Genomic DNA, 16120 nt, shown 5'->3' with positions numbered 1-16120 from the left:
AACAGTGCTCACTTCGTCACCGTCGCCTTCTCCTCGCAGGGCGCGTGTACGGGCGCCCCGGACACGGCCGTGCTTCCGACCAGGGCCCCGACCAGCACACTATGTGGGGCCACCACGGTGCCCGGCAGCACCACGGTCTCCTCCAACCAGGTGTGCGCGCCGATCTTGGCCCCGGCCCCGATCACCACCGAGCCGCGCAGTTCCACATCCGGTCCCAGCACCGCCTGAGCACCGATGTGGACACCGCTGCGGACAGCCGCGAGGTTGGCCTCGCGCAGGGATGCGGCGGTTCCGACGTCCTGCCAGTAGCCGGGCAGCGGGAACGTGCCCACGGGTTGGCCCCGGGTCAGCAGATCCGGAACGAGATCGGCGGCGAAGTCGTAGACCCGGTTGGCGGGTAAGTTCTTGATCAGCGCCGGTGAGAGACAGTAGACGCCAGCACTGATCCAGTGCCATTCGTCGTCCGGTACGGCGGGCTTCTCTCTGGCGCCGGTGATCTGTCCGCGGTCGTCGATGTCGAGTACGCCGAAGTGACGGGCCCGTTGCCGGTGGGTGACCGCGACCGTGAGATCGTGGCCCGACCGGAGGTGCCGTTCCAGCAGCCCGTTGAATCCGTCCAGGGTGAAGACATCGCCCGAGGACACCAGAACCGCTTCGTATCCAGCGAGTTCGTCGGCGAACATCCGCAGTGCCCCGGCCGGACCGGACAGCCGAGGTTCCACGCGGGTGACGATGCGCAGTGGGCCGCCTCGCGCGAAGAGCGCACGGTCCATCTCCTCGGCGTGATGGTGAAGGTTGACGAAGACGTCGCGCACCCCCGACTCGGCCATGTGGTCAAGGACATAGGAGACGAGCGGCCGGTCCAGGACCGGCACGAGCGGTTTGGCCATGGTGTCCGTCAGCGGCCGCAACCGGGATCCGGCCCCGGCTCCCAACACCATTCCGGCGATTCTCATGCACGCTCCGTCCAGTGACTGGCCCGCGCCGGTTCTGTGGCGGCCACGGCCGCGGCCAGGTCGTCCACCACCTGTACGTCCCGCAGGTCGGGACGGCTCCGTACGAGCGGCTCATGCGCCGCCCCACGTCCGGTGCGCACCAGAAACGGGCGGCAGCCGGAGGCGACGGCGGCCCCCATGTCCTCAGCGCTGTCCCCGACGAAGAAGCACCGGTCCGGCGGAACACCGAACCGGTGCTGCGCGGCACGGGCCATGCCGGGGGCTGGTTTGCGGCAGCCGCAACCGGCCTGCGGAGTATGCGGACACAGCCAGCTGCCTGCGACCGGGACCCCCGCCGCGACCAGGGTCGACACGATCTGTTCGTGCAGCCGTACGCAGTCCCCCTCGGTGAGCAGACCTCGGCCCACCGGCGACTGGTTGGAGACGAGGAGCACTGCCAGCCCGTCAGCCGCCGCCCTGCCGAGCGCCGCTGCGGCGCCGGGCAGAAATCGCACGTCGGAAGAGGACAGGACGTAGGAGTCCCGGTTCTCGATGACGGTGCCGTCGCGATCGCACAGCAGCAGTCCGCGGGGCGCAGTCGTCGGCGGGTTCGGGCCGGGCAGGAACAGCAGGGGTCGGTTCACACGCCGCTCTTTCGCTGCTCGTAGCGCAGTGGCGCGCCGTTGCCCAGCGCGCGCACCACGACATGGTTGAAGGCCAGGTGTAGATCCTCCGCCAAGCCGTAGTCGCCCCCGCCGACGACCGTCACCACATCGCAGTATTGGGCGATCTCGCCCTGGTTGCCCAGTAGCCCGGCCACCTGCATGCCGCTGCGCCGAGCCTGCCTGGCGGCGGCCAGCAAGTTGGGGGAGTTGCCGCTGACGCTAAGCAGGACCAACAGGTCACCCCGCGTGCCGCGCGGCGCCAGCTGGCGCGCGAAGACCTCCTCGTACGCGACATCGTTGGCGAGTGCCGTGAGCATGGCGACACCGTCCGACAGATTGACGATGTCGACACGGGGGATGCCGGCCCGGGCACAGGCGTTGACCCAGTCGCAGGCCATGTGGCCCGCTGTGCTGGCGCTGCCGCCATTGCCCGCGATGAAGACCGTGCCACCCCGGTGCACGGTGTCGAGCACCTGCTGGGTGAACGCGGCGAGTTGCTCCGTGTCGACCCGGGAGGCCTGGGAGACCAGTTCGTCGAGATAGCGGCGGGCCGTGCGGACATGGTCCGCCACGGAGGGCAGGATCCCGGCCGCGTTGTTGACCGGTGCGATCGTCACGGGGCCACTCCTTCGGGCTCGGTGGCGCGCACCCGGACCGGCATGTACGAGATGGCCGCGCGCGGGACCATATCGAACAGAGCGGCGACGACGCACTCGTCCATGCCCAGCGACAGGATGTTGGCGCGCTGCCGGTCGTAGTCGGTGGTGCCAGCGGCGACGATCCCGTCCCGACGGCGCCACAGTCCGGTGTCGTCCAGTACGAGCCCCTCGCCGGCCATCGAGTCCACCTCGATGTGATCGGTGAGCGCGATCAGCCGGTCGGCACCGAGGTATTCGACGGTGCGTCGGCACACCTCCAGGTCCACATGCAGACCGTCGAAGTTCAGGCAGGGAGTCACGAGCCCCTCCCGCGTGGCGCCTAGCAGCGTAGCCGGGACCGGTCCGAGCAGTTCGTCCAGATCTTCCGCCGTCCAGTCGTGGGCGAGGAAGTCCGCCAGTTGCGCCGGGCGGCGGCGCCGTTCCTCGGCGGTGCGCCAGGCATGGGTGAACCGGCGCGGCATGTCGTTGTAGAGGTGATCCGTCAGCACCAGGTAGGGAGAGGACTCGTATACCTGGTGGAGATGCTCGATGACGTCGCGGGTGCGCCGGGCGCTCCGCTCGGGGGCGTCGTGCACGAAGTGCCCGAGGGCGATCCGGCAGCCATGGTCGTAGAAGAGTTCCAGCAACCGCGCGAAGGTGAGGTCCCGGCCGATCGGGTCATGGAGCTCCATGGTGTCCGGGGCCATGACGAGGTAGCGCAGCCCTCGCGTGCCGAGCTCGGACAGCGTTCGCCATTCGTCCTCGCTGGGCACCCATTTGCCGGCCTGGGGCACGCCACCTTCGGGGCCCAGCAGCGGGCCTTCGACCGCGAAGCCCGCGATGTGCGGAAGCTTTCCCTCGGCACGCAACTCGTCGTACCGGACGAGGACTTCCACCAGTTCGGGCAGCGCCTCGCGGCGGAGGAAGACGGTGGGGAGGATCTCCTGGCCGCGTTCGCCCGCCAGCTCGTTCAGCGGCAGCAGGTCGTCCGGGCGGAGCGAGGAGAAATCGAACCTGCCCATGCCGTGCACGTGGTAGAGGAATGGCTTCACTGCAACTCCTTGAGTACGTCGGTCAGATGGGTTATGCGATGGATTCCGGGAAGAGTGGAGTAGAGGCCGAAACGGTCGTAGAGGAAGGCCGCGGCGATGCCGGCGGCGCGCGCCCCCAAGACGTCGTTCACCAGGCCGTCACCGATGAACCAGCAGGATTCGGGGGCAACTTCGAGGGCTTCACACGCCGCGTGGAAGATTTCCGTCGACGGCTTCTCTGACCCGAAGGTCCCCGAGTCCAGTGCCAGGTCGAAGTAGTCGGCGATTCCGTAGTGCCGCAGCTCGCCGTCGAGCAGGCCAACCCCGTTCGACACCGCGGCGATCCGCACGCCCCGCTGCTGCAAGCCCTTCAGTAGAGGTACTGCCTCCGCGTCGAGCTCGCTGTAGAGGTCGTAGCGGATGACCAGGCGCCGCCAAGCCTCCAAAGCGGTGTCTGGGGCCAGGCCGAGGTGGGCGCCCCAGGCGGTGCCGACCTTCGCATCGCCGTCGAGGCCGCGTGGGAGTGGCAAGAGCCGGGCCTCCGCCGCCGCGACCAGCGCGGCGACACAGTCCTGCTCGGTCGCCGGGTGGTCGGGCACCAGCCGGCGGACCTCGGCCAGCATAATCTGTCCGTTGGGGTGGATGAGCGTCATGCCGATGTCCATCAGCATCGCCTTGGGCGGTGGTCCCGTGGCACCCGCCGATGGGCCGGTGCCTTCCGAGACGTACGGGGTCACGGGATCTGACAGTGACCAGGAGAAGGTCCAGGGTGTCGATGCGGTCAAGAGGTCTCTCTTTCCTTCTCTCCCTCAGGTGCAGCCCACCGGGGCGTCGCCCGGGGCCGCGGACGCGGCGGTGTCATAGGAGACCGAATTGCAGTGCGTGGAGCAGGGCCACAGAGCTGAGGGCTCCGGGGATTCGGCCAGAGCGCAGCAGATCCGGAATGTCGTCGACCGGAACCCAATGCAGCGAGGAGGCCTCGTAGGAGTCCTCGGGCGGTCCGGTGAGTTCCGAGGCCATGGCGTGCACGAAGTGGAAACGCTGATCGGTGGCGCCGTCGGAGGCATTGGTGGTGAGGAAGTGCCTGGCCTCGGTGATGCGCCAGCCGGTCTCCTCGAGCACTTCACGGGCGGCCGCCTCTTCGACACTCTCGCCGTCGTCGATTCCGCCGGCCGGGATCTCGAAGCCCTCGGTGTTCGTGATGAAACGGTGCCGGTGGAGCAGCATCACACCACTCTCGAGGGACTGCAGGACGACGCCGACCGCCGATGGCAGGCGCACCACGTGGTGGTCGTACGGCGCCCGGTCCGGCGGCCGTACGGTGACCAGGTCCAGTCCCGCCCACCGGCTGTCGTACAGAGGCCTGCGACCCTCCACTGTCCAGGGCTCAGCGCGCGGTACGCGGCTCATACGGCATCTGCCGCAATCGTGCTCTGTTCGCCGAGCAGGGCACGGACTGTCGCGCGCACCGCCGAGCCGGAACTCATGGCCGGGCGCCAGCCCTGGGCAAGCAGCACCTCCGGGTGGACCCGCAGTGTCGGCAGATCACCCTGCCAGCCACGGTCACCGCCGGTGGTCAGGATGTCCGGACTGCCGTGCGGAAACTCCTCGGCGGCCACGGCGGCGACCTCGACGGCGCTGATCGCGTCCGTGTTGCACACGTTCACCGCTGTGTGGACGTCCTCAAGCGCGGATGCCCGGATGAGGGCGTCAACGCAGTCCGAAACATGCAGGTAGCTACGAGTCTGCCGCCCGTCGCCGAGCAGCCTGATCCGCCGAGGGTCGGCGGACAGCCCGCGCACGATGTCGGCGAGGATGCCGCGGCGCATACCGGGGCCGACGATGTTCGACAACCGGCAGGCTGCGGTGCGCCATCCGCGCTCGTGGGCGTAGGCGCTGAGGAACGCCTCCGCGGCGGCCTTTCCCGCGGCGAACCGCGTCACCGGCCGCACTCTGCCGGTCGCCTCCGTGATGGTTCCCTGTGCCGGGTCGGGTGCGTAGACCAGCTGGCTGGAAGCAAGTACGACCGTCAGGGGCTCCGTCCCGGCACATGCCTCCAGCAGACCGACGGTAGCGGCAACGGTGTCCTGGAGGTCACCGAGCCGGGCGGAGCGGTCGGGGCGGTTCTCCGTGTTGGCGGACAGGTGGTACACAACCGGATGACCCTGGGCCAGCCCCGACAGGTCGTGCCCGGCGCCGAGGTCGGCTGTGCGATAGGTGAGCCCTTCGGCGTGGTCAAGGGAGTGCAGTCGCACGGCCTCCTTCCAAGGAATGCGGTCGAGTGCAGTGACCGGCGTGCCCTGACGGAGCAGTTCTGCCACGAGATGGGCGCCGATGAATCCGGCTGCGCCGGTGACCAGGGTCGGGCCTGATGGCCTCAGCATGTGATCCTCTTCTGTCTGTACTGGGGGGACGTGTCCATCAGCCGGTCCTGGAACGTCTGGATGCGCTCGGGGGTGCCGATGTCGTAGAACCGGGAGTCGACGGCGACCGCGGCCAGCGCGCTTTCCTGTACGAGCCGACGAAACAGCTCACCGAGGTCGACCGAGCTCGTCCGGTGCGCGACTAAGCGCAGGGCCTCCTTGCGTAGCACGGTGACACCCGTGTCGGTGAGGCCACCGGGAACACCCCGCTTGTCGTAGGCGCGGACGATGCCGTCATACACCGCGACGTTGGGCGGCGGGCCGGACGGGTGGTGCGTTACCACCATCAGCCCGAGGGCTCGGTCCGGCAGCCGGGAGACGAGTCCGGGCCAGTCGAGGTCGATGTGGGTGTCTCCCATGGCCACCACGAAGACCTCGTCGAGGTGCTCGGCCGCGGCTAGGAGAGCTCCCGCGGTGCCTGCCTCCCCAGGCTCGGTGCTCGTGGTGATGTGGGGCGGTTGTGGCGGGAGGGTGCCCGAGCGCAGATGGTCCTTGACACGGTCCGCGAGGTGCCCGAGGCAGAGGTGGACTCGTTCGACCCCCCGGTCGGCCAGGGAGTGCAGCAGCACATCGAGGAAGGGACGTCCGGCGATCGGCTGGAGCACCTTCGGAGTGTGTTCGGCCAGCGGGCCCAGCCGGGTGGCACGGCCCCCGGCGAGGACCACGACCTGTGTACTCACCGCGGTTCTCGTCCGGCGCCGTGGTCCTCCAGCAGCGCGCCAACGTCCTCGCGCAGCAGCATGTCCACGCACCAGCGGAAGTGCCCATCCTTGCCCTGGGAGTCGTAGACGTTGCTGGTGATGAAAGCGTAGGCGGCGCGATAGAGCAGCAGCAGTTCTCGCGGGTAACCGAAGCGTTGCGCGGCCCGGTCGTCGAAGGCGGCCTCGGTACGGCGGGCCTGCGAACCGTACATGTCGAGGATGCTGCCGGTGATTGCCACGTCGAACGCGGGATCGCCTGGCGTGGACAGGAAACCGAAGTCCAGCACAGCTGCGGGCCGCAGCGTGTCCTCGACGAGGATGTTGGCCGTGATCAGGTCACCGTGCACCAGTCCCTCGCGGCCATGACCCCAGGCCCGCAGGAGTTCTCGGACCCGGTGCGCCTTCTTCTCCGCGTCCGGGATCGCCGTGACGAGCTGGTCTCCGAACCGCTCCAGCCGGCGGTCCATCAGGGCGATCAGCGACTCGGCCCAGTCGGCCCCCTCCGGTCGGAAGGGCGCTACTTCGTCCAGGACCGGGAGCCGGGTGATCTGGCCGGGCTCCTCGATCGAGGCCAGTTCCGCCAGGACGTCCAGGACACGGTCGAGAATCTCACGCCCGGGTACGGAGCCCTCCGGCACCGGTGCGGCGTCCTCCAGCGGGCGACCGTGCAGTTCCTCCTCAATGGTGCAGACCCCGAGTTCACCGGTGTGAACGCGCTGGATGCGAGGGATGCGGAAGCCGAGGCCGCGGCCAGCCAGGGAATCGTAGAAGGCCTTCAGCTGGTGGAGTTCCCGCTCCGTGCGCTGTCCCCACACCTTGGCGACGAGTCCGTCACCGAGTCGGTAGACGGCGCCCTCCATTCCCGCGGCCAGCGGCTCTGCCTCGGGGTGGCCCATGTCGGCGAAGGCGGCGATCCAGTTCTGGTCATGCTGTTGCATGCTCGTACTCCAGGTGGTCGATGAGGTGCAGCACGCCGGGCTCGGATGCACGCAGCCCGCGGCACCGGGCGAGGTAGGCATCGCGCACGGCGGTGGTCACAGGGCCGGTGGCGGACGGGAAGGGCAGTCCGTCGATGGCGCCGATCCCCCGGATCTCGTCAAGGGTTCCACAGAGGAACGCCTCGTCCGCCGTGTACAGCTCGGTGCGGGGGACAGAGCGCTCCACGACCGGAATGCCAACCTCCTCGCGCAGCAGCGCTATGACGGTCCGTCGGGTGATGGAGTCCAGGACCCCGTCGGCGAGCGGGGGTGTGACCGCCGCTCCGTCCCGGATGAGGAAGATCGCGGCCCCTCCGGTTTCGGCGACGGTGTCGCGGGAGTTGAGCAGGATCGCCTCGTCCACGCCCTGTGCGGCTGCCTCGATCCGCGGCAGCCGGAACGCCTGATAGGCGGCACCCACCTTGATCAGCGGAGAGATGGCAGAATCTGCGGTACGCCGCCAGGTGCTGACGATGCAGGACATCGGCGCGGTGGGCGTCGGATCGGTCTCGTAGGCGGCGATGTAACTGCCGAGCGTGACGTCCTCCGGTCGCCAGCCGTACCGTCCCTGATCAATGTAGAGCGTGGGCCTCAGGTACAGATCACGCCCCGGGCCCAGCGCCTGGACCAGTTCCGTCACTCCGGTCCGCAGCTGGGCGATGTGCTCGGCGGTCGCCTCGGCGGGCAGCCGGATCAGGCGAGCGGACTGCGCGAGGCGGTCGAGGTGAGCCGTGAACTGCACCACGGCGTGCCGTTCCTGCTCGGGCTGCCAGTAAGCGCGCAGTCCTTCGAACACGTTGGTACCCCGCGTCGCGACCTCGGAGGTCACATGGACGGTGGCGTCGGCCCAGGGCACCACACGCCCGTTCCACCACAACACGGCCGGGTTCTTCTCATACACGGGTGTTCTCCAGGGGAGCGGGGAGGCGGTCGGTGAGTGCGCAAAGCGCGGTGGCAGTGTCGGCCACCATACGGCGTCGGGAGAAGCGCTCCTCGACGTGTCGACGGGCCCGGCGGCCGAGGGTGGACCTGAGTTCGGGATCATCGACGAGCCGTCTCAGGGCCTCGGCGAGAGGGGCGACTTCGCCGGGCAACACTACTTCGGCGATCCCGGGGGGACCGAGGATCTCCCGGATGCCCGGGATGTCGGTGGTGACGGTGGCCCGCCCGCAGCTCATGGCTTCCAGGACAGACAGTCCGAGTCCCTCGGCGTGACTCGGCTGCGCAACGATGTCCGCGGCGGCCAGCACCTGGGGCATGTCGGCGAAGGTCACGGTGCGGTCGATCCGGACAACAGAGCGCATGCCCAGCCGGTCCACTTCCGCCTCCAGCAGGTCCGAGTAAGCATGAGAGGCGGAGTTGACGCTGCCGACGAGGAGGAGCCGGGTGCCCGGCCGGTGGGCGTGCACCTCGGCGAAGGCACGCAGCGTCTCCAGATGCCCCTTGCGGGCTTTGAGCCGGCCCGCGGAGACAATGAGCACCGCGTCGTCGGGGACGCCGTACCGTCTGCGAACCGCTGTCCCGTCGCGGTGGGGGGTGAACTGCTCGGTGTCCACGCCGTGGTGGATCAGGGCAACCCGCTCGCGGAATCCCCACCGCCGGGCCCGCTCGGCGTAGAACTCCGAACCCGCTAGCACCAGATCCGGAGCAAGTACGCCGTAGGCCAGTCGCATCCGGGCCGTGCCGAGCGGTTCCTGGGCGGGATCCTGTTCGTGGAACGCGGCGGCCCACGGCAGATCGAGCGCCAGGGCGAGGGTCTTGCCTGGCAGTGCGGTGTCCAGGCTGTTGGTCAGTACCACATCCGGACGGAACTCCTCGGCGCAGACGGCGAGTTCCGGGTGCAGTCCGAATGCCATCTGCTCCCAGAAGATCTTGCTGTCGTCGGCGAGTAGCGATTGGAAACGGTGCAATCGGTGCACGGAGACATCGGCAGGATCGCCGGCGAAGACCTCGCCTGGACGTGCGTGCCGGGGGAGGTCGGTCACGACGGCCGTGGGGTGGCCGGTGTGCGCCAGTCCCCGTGCGATCTCGTACGCGTAAGTCTCCGCGCCGCCGATGGCGGGATGGAAACTGGAGGTCAGAATCAAGGTCCGCATGCGGCTGCTCCAAGGTCCCGTCACCGGGCGGCCTGCGGTGCTCAGCCCCATCCCCAGCTGTCTTCGTCGGCCGCCACCACACGCGTGCCGCTCTCGCTGCCCGTCGGCCCGTCGGGTCCGCCAAAGAGAGGGGAGACCGCGGCGGCCATAGACATGACGAGCACCAGCCGGACACAGTTCAGCGCAACGCGATACACGAAAACCTCCGGAAAGAATGAATGGGCGAGGGATTACGAGAGAGCAGACAAATCTGCCGGGCTTTCGATTTCGAATCCCTCGCCCGCTTGAGAAGGACATTACCGAGCCGACTTGCGCGAGCCAACAGAAAACCCGCGCCCAAATTGGCAGCTACGATCCTTGGAAACTTGCTGACGGGGGGCCGGTGTCGTCACCGGACGGCGACGACCACACACCGGTCGCTGTCCGGCCCCAGCGGTTCGCCGGATTCGTCAAACCCCTCCACGGATCGGAACCCCGCAGCACGGCACAGCGCGGCAAGCTCCGGGAAGCCGTACCGGCGCACGGACGACACGCGGCGGTGATGGGTGCCGTCAACGACCAGGGTCTGCCGGGTCCACTGAATTCCGGTGGCGGCCTCGTACGTGTGATGTTCGATCAGGAGATCGTCTCCGGCAGACCGTACGGTCACGGGGTCGAAGCGGCGCTGCATCCGATCCCAGTGCCGGGTCTCCATGAGCAGCCGGCCGCCGGGCGCGAGACAGTTCCTTGCCTCGCGCAGCACCCGCGCGTTGGTCTCGTCGTCGAAATATCCGAAGCTGGTAAACCACAACAACACGCTGTCGAACCCGGTGAACCCCGACAGGTCGCGCATGTCTCCGGCAAGGAATCGTGGGCTCACGCCGGCGGAGGATGCACGCGAGCGGGCTTCGTCCAGGAGCTGCTCGCTGAGGTCGAGGCCAGTCACCTCAACACCGACGGCGGCGAGCGGGATGCTCATGCGTCCGTAGCCACAGGCCACATCCAGGACGCGGTGGCCGGCCCTCAGACCGCCGAGACGCATCACCAGTTCGTGCTCCCGCACCGATCTGTCGGCACCCAGTTCCGCCTCCCAGAAGGCGAGGTAGTGCCGGTCGAACAACTCGGGCAGAGGGGTGGCAGCGCCTTCGTCAAGCCAGTCCACGGTAGGCGGTCGATCGGTCATGCGGGCGGCCTCGATTCTGGTCGGTCGACGGATGCCATGGGGCTGGGGTGGGGCGAAGCAGACCGCAGCCAGCGGATTTTCGCTGGCGTAATTCCCGTACGGCGGGCTTCCGCGAAAGGCCCCTGTCGGATTCTTCAGTAATAGGCACTTCGGATGCCATGGGGCTGGGGTGGCAGGACGAGTCCCGGCATCTTCCTGCCAGGGGGTAATTCCTTGACAGCACATTTCATCGGCAGAAGCATCGGCATCCTCCGGCCGAGATCTCTGTGAGGCGTCCTCGGCAGTTTCGTCCTGCGGCCGGACCCCCTCACACCAGCCGTCGAAGGAACTTCATGCTGCCCATATCCACGCCGTCTGCATCCGTCCCCGTGCGGTGCTCGCGTGTCCTGCCCCAGACCGCGGGCGCAGTGATGATCGGACCCGCCTTCGTCGCCGCCAGCGCGTACGTCGACCCGGGCAACTTCGCCACCAACATGGCTGCGGGATCGGCCCACGGGTACCGGCTGTTGTGGGTCATCGTCGCGGCGAGTCTCATGGCCGTCCTGGTGCAGGCGGCATCGGCCAAACTGGGCCTGGCCACCGGACGGGACCTGTCCCAGCTGTGCCACGAGCGGATGCCGCGTCCGGTCCGGTGGGGACTGTGGGCACAGGCCGAGGCCGTCGTCATCGCCACCGATCTCGCCGAGGTCATCGGGGGCGCCGTCGCCCTCAACCTGTTGTTCGGCACACCGTTCCTGATCGGAGGCGTTGTCACTGGCGCGGTGGCCTTCGCGGTGCTCGCCCTGGAGTCTCGGGGGATACGACGGTTCGAGGCCGTGGTAGCGGGCCTCTTCGGGGTGATCACGATCGGCTTCCTCATCGACCTCGGCCATGCGGGGGTGGACCCCCACGCCCTGGTCGGTGGCCTCGCCCCGGGCTTCGCGGGGCCGGACAGCCTGGTCCTCGCCACGGGCATCGTCGGTGCAACGGTGATGCCGCACGCCATCTACCTGCACTCGGCACTCACCGCTGAACACGTCCGCCTCCATGTCCCGGCGGGCGCTCCGGTGACAACCAGCCGCCGGCATCTACGCACGCTACGACTCGACGTGGCGGTCGCGCTGGGCATCGCCGCGCTGGTCAACATCTCCATGCTCGTGATCGCGGCGCAGCTCTTGGGCGGGCTCGGCATCGAGGACCTGGGAGCCATCCACACCACCCTGGACGAACGGTCCGGTCACGGTGTGGCCCTGGCCTTCGCCCTGGCGCTCCTCGCCTCCGGGTTCGCGGCCTCGTCGGTCGGAACCTATACGGGCCAGACGGTCATGGCGGGCTTCTTGCGGCGCACGGTTCCGCTCACGCTGCGTCGCTGCCTGACGCTGCTGCCAGCGCTCGGTGTGCTGGCGGCCGGAGTGGATCCGACGTCCGCGCTCATCCTGTCCCAGGTGGTGCTCTCGTTCGGCGTGCCCTTCGCGCTAGTTCCGCTGCTCTGGTTCACCTCACGGCGCGACCTGATGGGCACCCTGGTCAACCGGCGTGGCACCACCGCCGTACTGGCCGCGATCGCCCTGCTCATCACCGCGCTCAACGCCCTGCTGCTGTGGGGGACCTTCACCGCCTGACCCGGCGGAGCCTCGACTCACCCCGGGCTTCGCAGCCAGGCTCTCCCCCGTCGCTGTGCGCACCCAACAAACACCCACGCCGACCTGTGGCGCCCCGCGGGAGCGGCCCCTCCACAGCCGCTCGGACATGACTGGAGATCGGATGACCGTGGTTCCCCGGAACGACCGACCGGGCCCGAAGAAGACAGCGCCGGTGTACCCGGCGATGGCGGACAAGACGCGTCTGCTCTGGTTGTTCCGGCACACCGGGGCAAAGCTGGCCTGGGGCGTGGCGCTCGTCCGGCTGGCCGACCAACTGGTGCCGGCTGCTACCGCACTGTCGATGTCCCTGCTCGTGGGCAGGGTGGCCGATGGCGGGCCCATCGGCGACCGGGATTCGGTCCTGTGGCCGCTTATCGGCTTCGGCGCGGTGCTGCTGCTCGGACATGCGCTGGAGGCCGCGCACGAACCTCTCGACTACCTGGCCCGCATGCGCATCGACGGTGCCCATCGCGCCGCGGTGACCCGGCTGGTCTCAAACAGCCCTGACATCGGTGCCCTCGAACAGCCCGCGGTCCAGCGTCTACTCTGGGTGACCCGCGCAGATCCGGGCAACATCACCGAACGCACGCCCGGCCAGGCAGCTCTGGCCCAGCTCGAACAGGTGGCCCGAGGGATTGGCATCGTGGCAGCCTGCCTGGTGCTCGCCCGATTCGCGTGGTGGCTGATACCTCTGCTGTTGCCCCCCGCGCTCCTGGGCAGTTGGCTCCACGGCCGCCGGGCAATACGTCACAACGAGGTCTGGAATTCCCGGCACGGCGAGAACCTTCACGCCATCCAGTGGGAGAAGGTTCTGACAACGCCCGGTCCGGGCAAGGACGTGCGGATCTTCGGGCTGGGCGACTGGGTGATACGACGGATGGTGCGCCACCACGTGGTGCGCTCCGAACTCAACTGGGAGATGTGGCGCCGCAACGCCCTCGGCCAGTGGATCTTCCTTTTCCTCGTACTCCTTCCCCTGTCGGCAGCCTTTCTTCTGGTGACGGCCCGCACGGTGCACGGAGACGGATCCGTTGCGAATGCCACCGCCGCGCTGACGGCGGGGGCCGGTCTGTTCCTGGGCATGGACGCGGGCCAGAGCCTGGTCAGCAGAGTGGCTGGCCTAGAAGCCCTCAAGTCCTACGACCAGCTGGCCCTTCTGCTCGGTGAAGCGAAGGAGCTGCCGCAGCGGCACGCGGCGGCAGCCGTCGCGCCCACGCTGTCGGGACGGGTCCGCTTCGAGAAGGTCGGCTTCAGCTACCCGGGCACAGGACGACCTGTCCTGAACGACCTCGACCTGGAGATCCGACCCGGCGAACTCCTGGCCATCGTCGGCCTGAACGGCGCGGGCAAGTCCACTCTGATCAAACTCCTCGCCGGCCTGTACAAGCCGACCTCCGGGCGTATCGTCGTCGGCGAGGACCCGGCCACCGACCTCCGAACTCTAGGCCCGGCGGCCTGGCGCAGGAGAATCTCGGTGGTCTTCCAGGACTTCGTGAAGTACGAACTCTCCCTGGCTGACAATGTCGTCCTCGGCCGCCCGGGTGCCGCCGACGACAGGGCCGCCCTGGGCTCGGCAGCTCGCGACGCGGGCCTCATGTCCCTCGTCGAACGCCTTCCCCAGGGCTGGGACACTCCCCTCGCCCGCTCTCGTGCGGGGGGCGTCGACCTGTCCGGCGGCCAATGGCAGCAGGTGGTCCTCACTCGCGCCCTGTACGCCCTGCGTACTGGGGCGAACCTCCTGGTCCTCGACGAGCCCACCGCCCACCTGGACGTGCGCACCGAGTTCGACGTCTTCCAGCGGCTCGCCGACCGCCGCGGCGAGGCTGGCGTAGTCCTGATCTCGCACCGCCTGTCCACGGTCCGGCAAGCCGACCGGATTGTGCTGCTCCAAGAGGGCCGTATCACCGAATCCGGCACCCATGAGGAACTCGTCGCTCTCGGAGGCGAGTACGCGCGGCTGTTCGCCATTCAGGCCGACCGCTTCCGCCAGGGCTACCAGGACACGATTGAGGAGGACGAACTGCCGTGATGCGTAACCTGCGATTGTGGATGCGCCTGTTCCGCTGGTCTTGGCGGCGCGCCCCGTTCGTCACCGCGGTTGCCCTGGCCGTCGCCGCGCTCAGCGTGGCGGCCGCCGCCGGAATCGCCCTCTCTCTGCGCATGGTTGTGGACGGCAGCGTGCAGGGTGCGCTGGGGACGGCGCTTGCCGGGGCGATGGCCGCCGCCCTGTGCTATGCGGCGGGAACTGCTCTGGACTCCGCGTCCGGGGATCTACGCACACTGGCGGCCGACAAGGTGTACATCTTCGACCTGACCCCGCGCATCTTCTCCCTCATCGCGGACATCGAGGGCCTGGACCACCTGGAGCGCACCGACTTCCTGGACCGCATCGACCTCGTGCGAGGGTCCGGCTGGCAGATCGCCACTAGCCTGTGGGCCCTGGTGCTGGCGCTGCAGAGCGCTCTGCAACTGGTGGTCACCCTGCTGCTTCTCGGCACGGTGAGCCCATGGCTCTTGGCACTGCTGCTGTTCGCGGCCGTGCCCGTGTGGACGGACCGGCGCGCCAAGCACCACGTGGCGTCGGCCGAGCAGGCGAGCGCCGAGGCGATGCGGCTGCAGCGGCATCTGCTCCGGCTTGCCACCCGGGCCGACAGCGGCAAGGACATCCGGGTCGCCGGAGCGGGCGACGAGATTGCCCGCCGTCAGGTCGCCGCCACCGAGGAGGCCGTGTGCCTCCGCCACCGGGCGCGAGTACGGGCCGCCGGGTGGAGGTTCGGCGGCTGGGCCTTCTTCGCCGCCGGATTCCTTGCCGCCCTCGCGCTGGTCGTCCGTCAGGCGGCTGACGACCACGCGTCGACTGGCGATGTGGTGATGGCGATCGCCGTCGCCACGGGTCTGCGGCGGACCGTACAGCACGCCGTCGGTGCCACCACTGACGCGTGGGGAAGCCTGATGGCCATCGAGTCGTACTTCTGGCTCGAGGACTATGCCAAAGCCGACCGCTCCCGCACCGCGGGTACTGTCACGGCGCCGGCCGTGCTGAGCCGGGGCATCACCTTCGACAAGGTGTCCTACCGCTACCCAGGCACGGATCGCCCGGCAATCACCGACATCAGCCTGTCCATCCCCGCAGGGACGGTGGTGGCCGTCGTCGGCGAGTACGGCTCCGGGAAGACCACCCTGGTCAAGCTCCTCGCCAAGTTCTACGCTCCCGACTCCGGCCGGATCACCGTCGACGGCACCGACCTCGCCGACCTCGGCACCACCGGCTGGCGCTCCCGTATCAGTGCCGCCTTCCAGGACTTCGGCCGCTTCCAGACCGTCTTCGCCGAGGGTGTCGGACTGGGCGATCTCCCACATGTGACGGACCGCGCCCGGATCGCCCACGCGCTGCGAGAGGCCGACGGCTCGGCACTTCTCGCCAGGCTCCCAGCCGGACTGGACACGCAACTGGGCCGGGATCTGGGGGGAGTCGAACTCTCCGAAGGCCAGTGGCAGCGGGTCGCGCTGGCCCGCTCCGTGATGCGCGAGGACCCCGTTCTGTTCATCCTCGACGAGCCGACCGCTTCCCTCGATGCCCCCAGCGAGCACGCCATCTTCGAGCGCCACATGGACCGGGCCCGCGAACTGGCCGCCCGCACCGGAGCGATCACCGTCATCGTCTCGCACCGCTTCTCCACCGTCACAGGCGCGGACCTGATCCTCGTCCTCGACAAGGGCCGCCTCATCGAGTCCGGCACCCATGAAGAACTCGTCGCCCGCGAGGGCGGCCAGTATGCCGACCTGTACGGCCTGCAGGCGCAGGCGTACTCCGAGAGCGGATGACCGGCGGCGGGCCCTGCCCGGGTCATGAGGAATCCGCCCGCGGCG

The 16120-nt window shown here is 68.8% G+C and carries 15 protein-coding genes; 3 read left to right on the top strand and 12 right to left on the bottom strand.

From position 1 onward, the window contains the following. Positions 1-8: 8 nt before the first annotated feature. The 12 genes from ACIP67_RS31185 to ACIP67_RS31130 form a co-directional block, all read right to left on the bottom strand. Positions 9-956, bottom strand: coding sequence for a sugar phosphate nucleotidyltransferase (locus tag ACIP67_RS31185; RefSeq protein ID WP_401696245.1), 948 nt, complete (start codon positions 954-956; stop codon positions 9-11). After that, the gene (locus ACIP67_RS31180; protein WP_401696244.1) at positions 953-1579 is read right to left on the bottom strand and encodes a D-glycero-alpha-D-manno-heptose-1,7-bisphosphate 7-phosphatase; all 627 of its coding nucleotides are present in this window, start codon (positions 1577-1579) and stop codon (positions 953-955) included. The genes ACIP67_RS31185 and ACIP67_RS31180 overlap by 4 nt, the downstream gene beginning before the upstream one ends. Next, positions 1576-2217: an SIS domain-containing protein gene (locus ACIP67_RS31175; protein ID WP_401696243.1), complete on the bottom strand. Its 642-nt coding sequence runs from the start codon at positions 2215-2217 to the stop codon at positions 1576-1578. The genes ACIP67_RS31180 and ACIP67_RS31175 overlap by 4 nt, the downstream gene beginning before the upstream one ends. Then, complete coding sequence (locus tag ACIP67_RS31170) at positions 2214-3290, bottom strand: hypothetical protein (protein WP_401696242.1); 1077 nt, start codon at positions 3288-3290, stop codon at positions 2214-2216. The genes ACIP67_RS31175 and ACIP67_RS31170 overlap by 4 nt, the downstream gene beginning before the upstream one ends. Then, positions 3287-3934 carry an HAD family hydrolase gene (locus tag ACIP67_RS31165; protein WP_401696241.1) on the bottom strand — a complete coding sequence of 216 codons (648 nt, stop codon included), beginning with the start codon at positions 3932-3934 and terminating at the stop codon, positions 3287-3289. The genes ACIP67_RS31170 and ACIP67_RS31165 overlap by 4 nt, the downstream gene beginning before the upstream one ends. A gap of 193 nt (positions 3935-4127) precedes the next feature. Continuing rightward, a complete protein-coding gene (locus ACIP67_RS31160) occupies positions 4128-4553 on the bottom strand; it encodes an NUDIX hydrolase (protein ID WP_401696240.1) in 426 nt (141 codons plus the stop codon). A 122-nt stretch (positions 4554-4675) separates the two neighbouring features. Further along, entirely contained in the window at positions 4676-5653 is a 978-nt protein-coding gene (locus tag ACIP67_RS31155; RefSeq protein ID WP_401696239.1) for an NAD-dependent epimerase/dehydratase family protein, read from the bottom strand. Beyond that, positions 5647-6372 carry an NDP-sugar synthase gene (locus ACIP67_RS31150; RefSeq protein ID WP_401696238.1) on the bottom strand — a complete coding sequence of 242 codons (726 nt, stop codon included), beginning with the start codon at positions 6370-6372 and terminating at the stop codon, positions 5647-5649. The genes ACIP67_RS31155 and ACIP67_RS31150 overlap by 7 nt, the downstream gene beginning before the upstream one ends. Beyond that, positions 6369-7331 (bottom strand): phosphotransferase family protein, encoded by a 963-nt coding sequence (locus ACIP67_RS31145; protein ID WP_401696237.1) that lies wholly within the window; start codon positions 7329-7331, stop codon positions 6369-6371. Before ACIP67_RS31145 ends, ACIP67_RS31150 begins: the two co-directional genes overlap by 4 nt. Next, entirely contained in the window at positions 7318-8271 is a 954-nt protein-coding gene (locus tag ACIP67_RS31140; protein WP_401696236.1) for an aminotransferase class IV, read from the bottom strand. The genes ACIP67_RS31145 and ACIP67_RS31140 overlap by 14 nt, the downstream gene beginning before the upstream one ends. Beyond that, positions 8264-9466, bottom strand: coding sequence for a glycosyltransferase family 4 protein (locus tag ACIP67_RS31135; protein WP_401696235.1), 1203 nt, complete (start codon positions 9464-9466; stop codon positions 8264-8266). The genes ACIP67_RS31140 and ACIP67_RS31135 overlap by 8 nt, the downstream gene beginning before the upstream one ends. 388 nt (positions 9467-9854) lie before the next feature. After that, entirely contained in the window at positions 9855-10628 is a 774-nt protein-coding gene (locus ACIP67_RS31130) for an SAM-dependent methyltransferase (RefSeq protein ID WP_401696234.1), read from the bottom strand. Positions 10629-10960: 332 nt separating this feature from the next. Between ACIP67_RS31130 and ACIP67_RS31125 the strand changes: the two genes are divergently transcribed. From ACIP67_RS31125 to ACIP67_RS31115, 3 genes are all read left to right on the top strand, one after another. Next, positions 10961-12229, top strand: coding sequence for an Nramp family divalent metal transporter (locus ACIP67_RS31125; protein WP_401696233.1), 1269 nt, complete (start codon positions 10961-10963; stop codon positions 12227-12229). 142 nt (positions 12230-12371) lie between these two features. Next, the gene (locus ACIP67_RS31120) at positions 12372-14279 is read left to right on the top strand and encodes an ABC transporter ATP-binding protein (protein WP_401696232.1); all 1908 of its coding nucleotides are present in this window, start codon (positions 12372-12374) and stop codon (positions 14277-14279) included. Then, positions 14279-16075, top strand: coding sequence for an ATP-binding cassette domain-containing protein (locus ACIP67_RS31115; RefSeq protein WP_401696230.1), 1797 nt, complete (start codon positions 14279-14281; stop codon positions 16073-16075). Before ACIP67_RS31120 ends, ACIP67_RS31115 begins: the two co-directional genes overlap by 1 nt. Positions 16076-16120: the final 45 nt, after the last annotated feature.

This window comes from Streptomyces sp. NPDC088812, from assembly GCF_044750285.1.
Lineage (GTDB): Bacteria > Actinomycetota > Actinomycetes > Streptomycetales > Streptomycetaceae > Streptomyces.
The sequence above is the reverse complement of the archived record's forward strand: the minus strand, read 5'-3'. Positions and strand labels throughout refer to the sequence as shown.